The sequence below is a fragment of the Pseudomonas sp. CM25 genome, from assembly GCF_013179705.1.
Taxonomy (GTDB): Bacteria; Pseudomonadota; Gammaproteobacteria; order Pseudomonadales; family Pseudomonadaceae; genus Aquipseudomonas.
In genome coordinates this window covers 6,593-16,852 of sequence record NZ_JABMCW010000103.1, presented here as the reverse complement: position 1 = coordinate 16,852, position 10,260 = coordinate 6,593, and the positions used below count along the sequence as shown (strand labels likewise).

Annotated in this window: 11 protein-coding genes and 1 pseudogene; 5 read left to right on the top strand and 7 right to left on the bottom strand. The window is 60.4% G+C overall.

Annotated elements, in window-relative coordinates; translation table 11 throughout:
* Positions 1-34: 34 nt before the first annotated feature.
* The 4 genes from HP546_RS13380 to HP546_RS31390 all read right to left on the bottom strand — a co-directional run bounded on the left by HP546_RS13380 (position 35) and on the right by HP546_RS31390 (position 4,125).
* A complete protein-coding gene (locus HP546_RS13380) occupies positions 35-1,699 on the bottom strand; it encodes an FMN-binding glutamate synthase family protein (protein ID WP_172225718.1) in 1,665 nt (554 codons plus the stop codon).
* An 89-nt stretch (positions 1,700-1,788) separates the two neighbouring features.
* The gene (locus tag HP546_RS13375) at positions 1,789-3,156 is read right to left on the bottom strand and encodes an ATP-binding protein (RefSeq protein WP_172225715.1); all 1,368 of its coding nucleotides are present in this window, start codon (positions 3,154-3,156) and stop codon (positions 1,789-1,791) included.
* A gap of 1 nt (position 3,157) precedes the next feature.
* Positions 3,158-3,877: a response regulator gene (locus HP546_RS13370; RefSeq protein ID WP_172225712.1), complete on the bottom strand. Its 720-nt coding sequence runs from the start codon at positions 3,875-3,877 to the stop codon at positions 3,158-3,160.
* Between the two features lie 95 nt (positions 3,878-3,972).
* On the bottom strand, positions 3,973-4,125 hold the full coding sequence (locus HP546_RS31390; protein WP_256676267.1) for a hypothetical protein: 153 nt from the start codon (positions 4,123-4,125) through the stop codon (positions 3,973-3,975).
* Between HP546_RS31390 and HP546_RS13365 the strand changes: the two genes are divergently transcribed.
* The 4 genes from HP546_RS13365 to HP546_RS13350 all read left to right on the top strand — a co-directional run bounded on the left by HP546_RS13365 (position 4,124) and on the right by HP546_RS13350 (position 7,986).
* Complete coding sequence (locus tag HP546_RS13365; RefSeq protein WP_256678477.1) at positions 4,124-6,316, top strand: TonB-dependent siderophore receptor; 2,193 nt, start codon at positions 4,124-4,126, stop codon at positions 6,314-6,316. The two genes, HP546_RS31390 and HP546_RS13365, sit on opposite strands and share 2 nt — an antisense overlap.
* Positions 6,317-6,615: 299 nt before the next feature.
* Entirely contained in the window at positions 6,616-6,966 is a 351-nt protein-coding gene (locus HP546_RS13360) for a type II toxin-antitoxin system HigB family toxin (protein WP_172225706.1), read from the top strand.
* Positions 6,967-7,017: 51 nt separating this feature from the next.
* On the top strand, positions 7,018-7,491 hold the full coding sequence (locus tag HP546_RS13355) for a type II toxin-antitoxin system HigA family antitoxin (protein WP_172225704.1): 474 nt from the start codon (positions 7,018-7,020) through the stop codon (positions 7,489-7,491).
* A gap of 228 nt (positions 7,492-7,719) precedes the next feature.
* A complete protein-coding gene (locus tag HP546_RS13350) occupies positions 7,720-7,986 on the top strand; it encodes a hypothetical protein (protein WP_256678476.1) in 267 nt (88 codons plus the stop codon).
* Positions 7,987-8,508: 522 nt separating this feature from the next.
* Here the strand turns inward: HP546_RS13350 and HP546_RS13345 are convergent.
* Positions 8,509-8,885: pseudogene (locus HP546_RS13345) on the bottom strand (tyrosine-type recombinase/integrase); the annotation flags it as partial.
* A 187-nt stretch (positions 8,886-9,072) separates the two neighbouring features.
* On the opposite strand from HP546_RS13345, the gene HP546_RS13340 reads away from it, so the two are divergent.
* On the top strand, positions 9,073-9,423 hold the full coding sequence (locus tag HP546_RS13340; RefSeq protein WP_172225701.1) for a type II toxin-antitoxin system RelE/ParE family toxin: 351 nt from the start codon (positions 9,073-9,075) through the stop codon (positions 9,421-9,423).
* On the opposite strand, the gene HP546_RS13335 is transcribed toward HP546_RS13340, so the two are convergent.
* Both HP546_RS13335 and HP546_RS13330 read right to left on the bottom strand, forming a co-directional pair.
* Positions 9,420-9,743, bottom strand: coding sequence for a helix-turn-helix domain-containing protein (locus HP546_RS13335; RefSeq protein ID WP_172225698.1), 324 nt, complete (start codon positions 9,741-9,743; stop codon positions 9,420-9,422). The two genes, HP546_RS13340 and HP546_RS13335, sit on opposite strands and share 4 nt — an antisense overlap.
* A gap of 29 nt (positions 9,744-9,772) precedes the next feature.
* Positions 9,773-10,260 (bottom strand): hypothetical protein (locus HP546_RS13330; RefSeq protein WP_218584514.1); only part of this gene is annotated, 488 nt, incomplete at its 5' end.

Sequence of the window (10,260 nt, the reverse complement as noted above, 5' to 3'; positions counted from 1 at the left end):
TGATGGTCTGGGGCTGCCTTGCGGCCCCAGGCTTTCATGCCGGCTCGGCAGCCCTGCGCCGAACCCCTGCAGCCCGCACTTCCCCTTCCCCGGTCTCCGGCGCAAAGCTGTCGCTACGTGCCATCCGCCACATCCGCGCATAAAATTCGCTTTCGATCGAGCCGCTGAGCAATTCGCCCGGCTTCAGAAACGTGTGCAGGTCCGAAAACAGCCCGATTTCACTGGGGCTGACCCGCCGTGCCAAATGTTTGGGCTTCAGCTCCGCAGGGTGCTCCAGGCCAGCGGCCGCCAGCATCTCGGCCAGCGCGTGCAGGGTGTTGCGGTGGAAGCTGGCGACCCGCTCGGCCTTGTCCGGCACCACCAGTGCGCGCTGGCGCAAGGAGTCCTGCGTGGCCACGCCGGTCGGGCATTTGTTGGTGTGGCAACTCTGCGACTGGATGCAGCCGATGGCGAACATGAAGCCACGTGCCGAATTGACCCAGTCCGCCCCGATGGCCAGCACACTGGCAATGTCGAAGGCACTGACGATCTTGCCCGCCGCGCCAATGCGGATGCTGGCGCGCAGGTTCAGGCCGACCAGGGTGTTGTGCACGAACATCAGGCCTTCGCGCATCGGCACGCCCATGTTGTCGCTGAACTCCCGCGGCGCCGCGCCGGTGCCGCCCTCCTTGCCATCGACAACGATGAAGTCCGGGGTGATACCGGTGGCCAGCATGGCCTTGGCAATGCTCATGAACTCCCACGGGTGACCCAGGCAGAACTTGAAGCCCACCGGCTTGCCCCCCGACAACTCGCGCAGGCTGGCCACGAACTGCAGCAGCTCGACCGGCGTGCGGAAGGCGCTGTGCGTTGCCGGCGAAATGCAGTCCTCGCCTACGCGCACGCCACGGGTTTCGGCAATTTCGCGGCTGACCTTGTGACCCGGCAGGATGCCGCCGTGGCCCGGTTTGGCACCTTGGCTGAGCTTGACCTCGATCATCTTCACCTGCGCCGAGCGCGCCTGCTCGGCAAAGCGTTGCGCATCGAAACGCCCGTCCGCTGTGCGGCAGCCGAAGTAGCCGCTGCCAATTTCCCAGATCAGGTCGCCGCCGTGTTCGCGGTGGTAAGGGCTGATGCTGCCTTCGCCGGTGTCATGGGCAAAACGGCCCATGCGTGCGCCGCGATTGAGTGCGGCAATGGCGTTGGCGCTGAGGGCGCCGAAGCTCATGGCCGAGATGTTGAAGATCGACGCCGAGTACGGCAGGCGGCATTGCGGCCCGCCAATGGCAATGCGGAACGAGGCCGGGTCTGGCGTGGCCACCGGCAGCATCGAATGGCTGATGAACTCGAAGCCGGGCTTGTAGGCATCGTTGAGCGTGCCGAAGGCTTTCTCGGCGCTTTCATTCTTGGCGCGGGCGTACACCAGCGAGCGCTGTGATCGCGAGAACGGCAGTTTGTCATCGTCGCCCTCGATCAGGTACTGGCGGATTTCCGGGCGGATGGTTTCGATCAGGTAGCGGATGTTGCCCAAAATCGGGTAGTTGCGGCGCACCGCATGATGGCTTTGGCGCAGGTCGTTCAGGCCGACCAGGCTCAGCAGCGCAGTAAGCAGTGTGATCGGCCACAGCCAGGCATGTTGCGGCAGCAGTGGCAGGCTGGCGAAGCTGAACAGCAGGCAGATGGTGAGGCTGGCGTAGCGGCTGGGAAGAGAGTGTTTCATGGGTCCATCGCAGGCAGGATGACCGGGCCTAGGATAGGCAAAGGCAGGCCAGGGAAAACCTGGGCAATCGGTAAAAGACTGTTACCTGATCAGATGGGCAGCAGCACGCTGACCCGCAACCCGCCGCCTTCGCGGTTCGACAGCATCAGCTCACCGCCATGGCTGCTGGCGATGCGCAGGGCGATGCTCAACCCCAGGCCATAGCCGCCGGACGCCTGGTTGCGCGATCCTTCACCACGCACGAACGGGTCGGTGATGGTCGCCAGCAGGCCCGGCGCAATGCCTGGCCCACGATCGTCGATATGGATGAACACCCCGGTGGGCGCCCGTTCCAGTGTGACCGAAACATCCTTGGCGTAACGCAACGCATTGACCAGCAGGTTTTGCAGGCAGCGCTGCAGCAGCAGGGCATCGACCTGCAGGCTGCCCGCCTGGCCGTGCACCGGCAGCGGTTCTTCGGCAGTGGCCAGGTCGGCGCACTGACGTGCTACCAGCCGGTCCAAGTCCACCTGTTGCAAATTCTGCTGCTCCCCCGCGCGCAAGTAGTCGAGCACCTGGCCGATCATGTCGTCCATCTGCGTGATGTTCTGCCGCAAGCGCTGGCGGTGTTCGTCGTCCGGCAGGCGTTCCAGGCGCAGGCGCATGCGCGTCAGCGGGGTGCGCAGGTCGTGGGACACGGCGGCCAGGAAGTAGGCTTTGTCATTGACCATCTCGATCAGCCGCTGCTGCATGGCGTTGAAGGCCTGAGCCGCCTGGCGCACTTCCTGCGGCCCATCCAGCGCCAACGGCGGTTGCTCCAGGTTGCCTCCCAGGCCGCGGGCGGCATCGGCCAGACGTCGCAACGGGCGCAGGCACAGACGCACGGCAATCAGGCACACCAGTAATACCGCGACAATGCGCAGTGCATACACCCGCACCAGGTAGTCGCTGATCAGCACCCAAGCCGACTCGCCGCTCCAGCCTTGCAGCTCCTGGCCGTCGATGGTCAGCCAGTGGCCATCGGCCAACGGCACCGCAAATTCGATATGCGCATGGGCGGTGCGCAGGCCGAACAGGCTGCGCCAGACGATCGGCTGGCCCAGCTCATCAGTCAGTTGCACCTTCAACAGGCGCACCTCCTGTGCGTGCCCCAGCTCGTACTTGAGGGCCTGTTGCAGTAGCAGTTCGACGCGGCGGCGCCCGCGGCGCTCGTCATGCCCCGGCGCAGGTAGCGTCTCGGCGCAGCGTAACTGGTAATGGGCCGGCGCCTGTTGCCCGCCGCCGTGGCAGGAAGCGCTGGCTATCAGGGGGGCGCTGCGCGCCGCGATCAGCCGCACAGGGGCTTCGAGTACCTGGGCAAAACGCACGTCGAACCAGATGCTGCTGGACATCAACTGGATCGCCAGCGTACCGCTGACCATGATCAGCAGCAGCTGGCCGAACAAGGTGCGCGGCCACAGCCGGCGAAGCCAGCGCATGTCAGGAATCGGCCAGGTGGCTGGCGACGCTCAGCAGGTAGCCTTCGTTGCGGATGGTGAGGATTTGCGCGGCACCCGCCGGCGCCCGGCGCAGGTGCTGGCGCAGACGGCTGACGCACATGTCCACCGAGCGGTCGTCGGGCAGGTGATCGCGGCCAAATGCGCTGCGCGTCAGCTGGTCGCGGGACACCACCCGGTTATTGGCTTCGAGCAATTCGCGCAGCACGCGGTAGTCGGAACGGGGCAGGGTCAGCGTCTCGCCGTCGGGCCGGGTGAGCAGGCGTTTTACATGTTCAAGACGGAACCCGGCGAACAGCCGGGCGTCCGCCGCCGGCTCTTCGGCGGTGCTGTCCAGGCGTTGCGGGCGACGCAGCACGGCCTTGATCCGGGCGATCAGTTCACGCGGTTCGAAAGGCTTTGCGAGGTAGTCGTCGGCACCTACTTCCAGGCCGATGATGCGGTCCAGGGTGCTGCCCTTGGCCGACAGCATGATCACCGCCAGCCCCGGCGTGGCCTGCAACTGCCGGCACAGGCTCAGGCCGTCCTCGCCAGGCAGCATCAGGTCGAGCACCACCAGGTCCACTTTCTGACGGGCCAGCTGTTCACGCATCTGCCCGCCGTCGGCAGCTGCCAGCACGCTGTAACCGGCATCTGTGAGGTAATCACATAGAAGTTCGCGGATCTCGTCGTCATCGTCGACAACCAGCAGGGTCGTGCTCATACGCAAAAAAAACCTGTTCGGAGAGGGCCGAGGGCACTCGTTACGTTCAATTACATCCCCGTACATGTCGGGTCTGGAGCCGGGAGGGCCGATGCCTAGAATCCTAACAAAAAATCATCTGCAAATACGAAGCCTTCCCAAATGAATCCCAAGAGCACCCCGAAAGCTTTCATTCCCATCAGCCAAAATGGCAATCGCCTCAACCCCTTGGCCTTTTTCATCGCCGTCGCCATCAGTGGTGGCGTCATGGCGGCAGACAGTAAACCGCTGGAGCTGGATGCCACACAGATTGAGGACAGCGCACTGCTGCCCGCCGACGACGCAGGCCAACTGGGTTACACCGTCGAGCGCACCCGCAGCTCCACCGGCCTGAACCTGACGCCGCGGCAAACGCCTCAGTCGGTCACCACCATTACCCGCCAGCAAATGGAAGACCGCGGCATCCACACCATCGAACAGGCACTGGAAACCACGCCCGGCGTAACGGCCAACAAGTCCGAGGTGGGCGGGCGTACCGACTACCGTGCCCGTGGCTATTCGATCAGCAACTGGAAGGTCGATGGCCTGCAGACCCAGGGCGGCTCTGACTTCAGCGGCAGCGGCAACGCGCTGAACATGGACCTGTACGAACGCATCGACATCGTGCGCGGCGCCAACGGCCTGCTGGGCGGCACCGGCGACCCCTCGGCCACCGTCAACCTGATCCGCAAGGCGCCGACCAGGACCTTCGGTGGCAGCGCCTACGCCACATATGGCAGCTGGGACAAACGCCGCCTGGGCGCAGACCTCAACCTGCCGCTGTCCGAGGACGGCCGCCTGCGTTCACGCTTCGTGATGACCCAGCAGGACGCCAACTCGTTCCGTGACAACCAGTCCGAGCGCTCTCGCGCCGCGCTGGCCAATTTCGAGTTCGACCTGGACGAGGCCACCACCCTGGGTGCCGGCTACCAGTACGAATACAACAAGGTGGTGGGTGGCGGCTGGGGTGCGAACATCCCGCTGTGGTACCGCGACGGCAGCAAGACCGACCTGCCACGCAGCACCAACGTGGTGCCCAGCTGGAGCTTTGGCGAGTACACCACCCGCACTGCATTCGGCTCGCTGGAGCACCGCTTCGACAACGACTGGACGCTGGACCTGAAAGCCTCCCAAGCCACCACCGAGGCCCTCAACCATCGCGGCTTGGCCAAGGTCAATTCGGCTGGGCGCGGCAGCTACGGCGGCTATTGGGACCAGGACGGCAGCGGCGCCGTGTTGAACGGCCTGCACAGCTCCAGCGACACCACCCAGCAATCGGCACAGATCGACCTGTCCGGCCCGTTCCAGCTGTTCGGTCGCACCCATCAGGCCATGGTCGGCTACAACGACAGCCGCACCGTGGGCTGGTCGCCGCAATACACCTGCACCATGGTTGGCGACGGCATGGCCAGCGCGCCCGCGCTGGGCTGCCAGTTCCGCGCCAACAACGGCTTCCCGGTCAGCAACTGGCACAATGGCGTGGATGATGACTATGACATCATCGCCTCGCGTACCGGCCTGCACAGCAAGACCACCACCCGCCTGCAGGGCATGTATGCCGCTACCCGCCTGAGCATTACCGACCCCTTGTCGGTGATTGTCGGCGTACGCACCAGCAACTACTCGTCGGTTACCCGCAGCGTGACCGGTGAGCGCAGCAGCCAGGAAGAAAACGGCATCGTCACCCCGTACCTGGGTGCGGTCTACGACCTCAACGACAACTACTCGCTGTACGCCAGCTACACCGACATCTTCACCCCGCAAACGTCGGAAACCGTGAGCGGCAGCAAGGTCGAGCCGATTCGTGGGCAAAGCTACGAAACCGGGGTCAAGGGCGAGTGGTTCGACGGCCGCCTGAACGCCTCGGCGGCGTACTTCCGCACCAAGCAGGAAAACAAGGCCGTGCTCGATGGCGACCTGACCACGCCGACTGGGGCCAGCGCCTACAAGGCAGGCTCCGGCGTGGAAACCGACGGTATCGACCTGGAAGTCGCCGGCGCGCTGACCCCCAACTGGAACGTGTACGCCGGCTACACCTACCTGCACTTCCGCCGCATCGACAGCGACGGCCGCAGCGACCCGTCGCACCTGTTCAAGGCCTCGACCACTTACCGGATGGGCGGCCCGCTTGACCGCCTGACCGTGGGTGCCGGTGTGACTGCACAGACCAACATCCGCGCCATTTCAAGCCCGGCCGGCCAGCCCACCAATGGCGTGAGCAACGGTGCCACCGATGTCAACTGGTCCGGTTATGCCATCTGGAATGCCATGGCCAAGTACCAGCTGACCGATGATGTGAGCGTCACCCTTAACGCCAACAACCTGTTCGACAAGCACTACTACACCCAGTATGGGTTCTATGCCGGAGGCATCTACGGCGACCCGCGCAACCTGTCGTTGACGGTCAGCACGGCGTTTTGATTGAGGCGGCTGGGGGCTGCTGCGCAGCTCTTCGCCGGCAAGCCAGGCTTCTGCAGGGATTGCGTCAGGGCCGGTAGGTGCATGCCACAAGATATTCAGCGCTCGATTTCACAGGCGCTGCACCTCTTGCGGCAAGCACCTGTCAGCCCTGATGCAACCTGTTAAAGACCAGCCAATCGCCTGTGAGATCGAGCGCCGCGCGCCGCTTCGCGGATTTATCTGGCTCGCAGATATCTGCTTGAAAGATATCTGGATATGCGATAATTTTTGTTGCATGTAAGCACGCCGGAGCATAGAACATGCGAGTGGTAACCAAGACGGCGGTTGCACAGGCTATCGATAATAGTCAGTGGAAAGAGCCACTGAACCTGTGGCTGACCACCTTTGACAGACCTCCCCTTCGGTTTGAATCCTTCGAGCAGATTCGTGGCGTGTGGGTAACCGCCTCAGGGTGGAACGTTGATCGCATCCCTCACTCAAAGCTGAGACACCCAAGCAAAAAAGGACCACTTGATATCTATGTCTTTGATATCAAGAAAAATGAGTGTCGACTCATCGCATGGGTCAACACGCGAACCGGCACCATTTACCTGAAGGATATTCTGCCCCATGCCGGATATGACAAGTGGTGCAGAAGTGATGTCAAGTAGCTGAACGGGCAGATTGGCTCTATTTAATATAATGCAATTACAGGTGACAAAATGAAGCGTGATAAGATCGAAGCCACTGGACTAGATTCCTTCATAGCTAACATTTCACCCATGCTCGATAGTCTGAGTGATCAGATATCCACAATGTCCAAATTGCTATCTGCATGTCATGATCCTATTAAAGACGACAATGACTTGCACGGGCGAATGGCGATAATCGATGAGCTTTACTCGCATGCGGATAGTGAAGATCACGCAGCAGCACGTTTCGCCGAGCTGGTCGCCGATCGAGTGTACGAGTACGAAACTGAAACGGTGTTGATACCTCAGACCTCCCAGGCGGAAGCGCTCGCGTTTCTGATTTCGGACAGGGGTGTTAAACAAAAGGATTTGTCTGATATTGCAACTCAAAGTGCTGTTTCTGAAATACTGAACAATAAAAGGAAAATGACGGTTGCCCAGATAAAAGGGTTTGCTGAGTTCTTTAGTGTTCCGGTTGAGTTTTTTATGCAAGGTGCAGTTTAAAGAAAGTCTCGCATTTTCCGGCCGGACTTGTCACCCGGTTTTCATTGACTCGCATTGAGCATTTGGATGCTGTGTATGGTGCGGCACCAGACGAACGGTTTCTTGCTGTGAGGGCAGGATATTCACGACGCTGGAATTTATTGGAAATTTTGGCGTACCTCAAAGGCCCGTATCCTTCCAGAAGAAAGAGCGGAGAAGAGCTTCATGCTGTTCTGTGGGGAACATGACATGGCATCGATGAAACGTCCCCGTCTGAAGGATGTACAGCCTCGATCGGGCGCCAGCCTTGAGCTCACCTTTACCAATGGTCAGCATTTCACCCTGGATATGACCGATGCGCTCAAGACGTGTCCTGGTTTGGCGCCACTCTCCAAGCGAAAAGCGTTTGAAGGGGTCGTATTGGGCGACTGGGGGTGGTCGGTGTTGCTGGTGACATCGGCGTTTGTCACGCCGATTGTCACGAGGGGTATTGCCGCAAAGCCATGTGCGACGTGAGCTGCAGCAGTGGTAGGAGCGCCCGTCTCTTTCCAGAGAAAGAGACGGGCGCAGGTTGGCGCATAAGAAATTACCAAGCGGATAGGATGCTGCTGGGCAGGAGGGTAGGTTGGCTGCCGCATGGGCAACGTTATTTAGTTGGCATCCATCACATGGGTAGTGACCGTACGAGCTACCGGACGCGAATCGTACTTGGGGGCGAACCACCGCGGTAGCGGCGTGACCTTTCAGGTTTCTGGCCACATTCGGCTGCCTCGGCAGCGCTTGCATCTACCGGTCTACGCTTGTGGACAATGTTCGTCAAGCAAAGCGATTTCAAGGGGTTAGCGCCTGTGGATAAAACTATCCCCCGGTGGACATCAGTGGTTTTCCACAGAAGACAACTGTGCCAGTGGTTTTTAATAAGGTTAGGTCCATTGAAACGGGGCGGCTTTGCCGCCTCGTTTCAATGGACCCGCGCGGAGGAGCTTCATGCGGAGCCGTGGGTAACTTCACAGCGGGCTTGGGAGGTAGCGCGGCGGGCTACTCGGTCCTCTTGGCACTGCGAAGGCGCGTCACGTTCTCACCTGACTGATTGGCGAACTCAGCGGGGTGACATGCTCCTCGCGGTTTGCCTCCAGAAACCGGCTCCACCAAGTCATGATCATCCGGCGCTCTTCGAGGAACTCGGCTTTGTGGGTATAGGCGGCGCGCACGTTGTCGCGTTCCTTGTGGCTCATCTGTCGCTCGATAGCCGTCTTCGACCAGTGCCCGGACTCAACCAGCGCGCTGCACGCCATGGCTCGGAACCCGTGGCCGCAGATATCCACCTTGGTGTCGTAGCCCATCGTCCTGAGCGCGGCATTCACCGTGTTTTCTCACATCGGTTTCCACGCGTTGGCATCTCCAGCGAGTAGCAACCCCAGGCGATCTCAAGGCGCCGTGTTAAAGGTCATGCGCGTTTTAGCAGACGAAAGAAACACGATATTTCGCGCTTAAATCGCGAAACATTTCTATTCCCTCCAACTGCATGCGGCTGCGCTAAATTCCCCGCCGACCGGCATCCCTGCCGTCCACACTCCCCATTATCTCGCCGTGGATAGACCGTTGAAGAAGTTTGCGTTTGTGAGTGCAGCCGCTGAGCGTGAATACAAGGACCTACCCCAGGACGTGCAGAACGATTTTGGCAAGGATCTGCGACGCATCCAGTATGGACAGGACCCTGACCGGCCAATCAAGTCATTGACGGAATCTGTCGGCACGGGTGCGATTGAGCTCATCATCAACGGCAGCCCGGCATTCCGGTGCGTGTATGTGGCCAAATTTGCGGATATGGTCGTCGTGCTGCATTCGTTTGTGAAAACGACCAACAGGTCCGACCGGCACGCGATGCAGGTCGCTGAAGAGCGGATGAAGGAGCTCAAGCACGAGCTACGGAAGATGGGGTACAGGGTTTAGCCACCAGGCGCTTGGGTGATGATTATCTGGGGTGGTGAACCGGCATCGTTCGAAGGCAGGGTCAGGCTGGTGCGAAAGCCGAGCTTGTCGAGCATGTCCATCATGGCGTCCAGGGTAAATTTCTCGATCTTGCCATTTGCAAGCTCGGATACCCGGGACTGGGTAACGTTCAGCCTGGCTGCGGCCTCGTGCTGTTTGAGGCCCATTTTTTTGATGCAGTCCGTGATGAAAATGGACAGGTCCATTTTCAGGGCCATTTTGCTGGCCGTTTCTGCATCGTGGGTGGCGTGGAAGGGACTTTCGTGGAATTGCAGTGCCATGGGCTGGTCTCGACGAAGTTATCTAAAATTTACGATAAAATCGTAGCGGGAGGAGGGTGGCAAGTCAAAGCGATTCTGTTTGAAGACGTGTCGGCATCTGGGTTGCGCTGGAGATCGGGGACTGGGGTTTTGTTGAGATTGGCGGGGCTGCTTTGCAGCCCATCGCAGGCAAGCCAGCTCCTACACCGATCGTGTTGGCTTTGGGGTCTTTGTTCAAGCGGGGATGATAGGGGTTTGGCGAGGGCTGGAAACAAAAAAGGCTCACCTTTCGGTGAGCCTTTTGAGTACTGCGTATGGTGCGGCACCAGGAGTCGAAAATTATCATAATCATATGATTTGCAATGGTTTTTAAATTTGGACTGCTGGCATATATCTCTAAAACTATCCTTTGCACCTGCACCTGCACCTGCACCTGCACCTGCACCTGCACCTGCACCTGCACCTGCACCTGCACTGGAGTACGCAATGATCAGTGAATCTAGCGGATAAACACACCTCCAGAGAGGTTTGCTTCCAG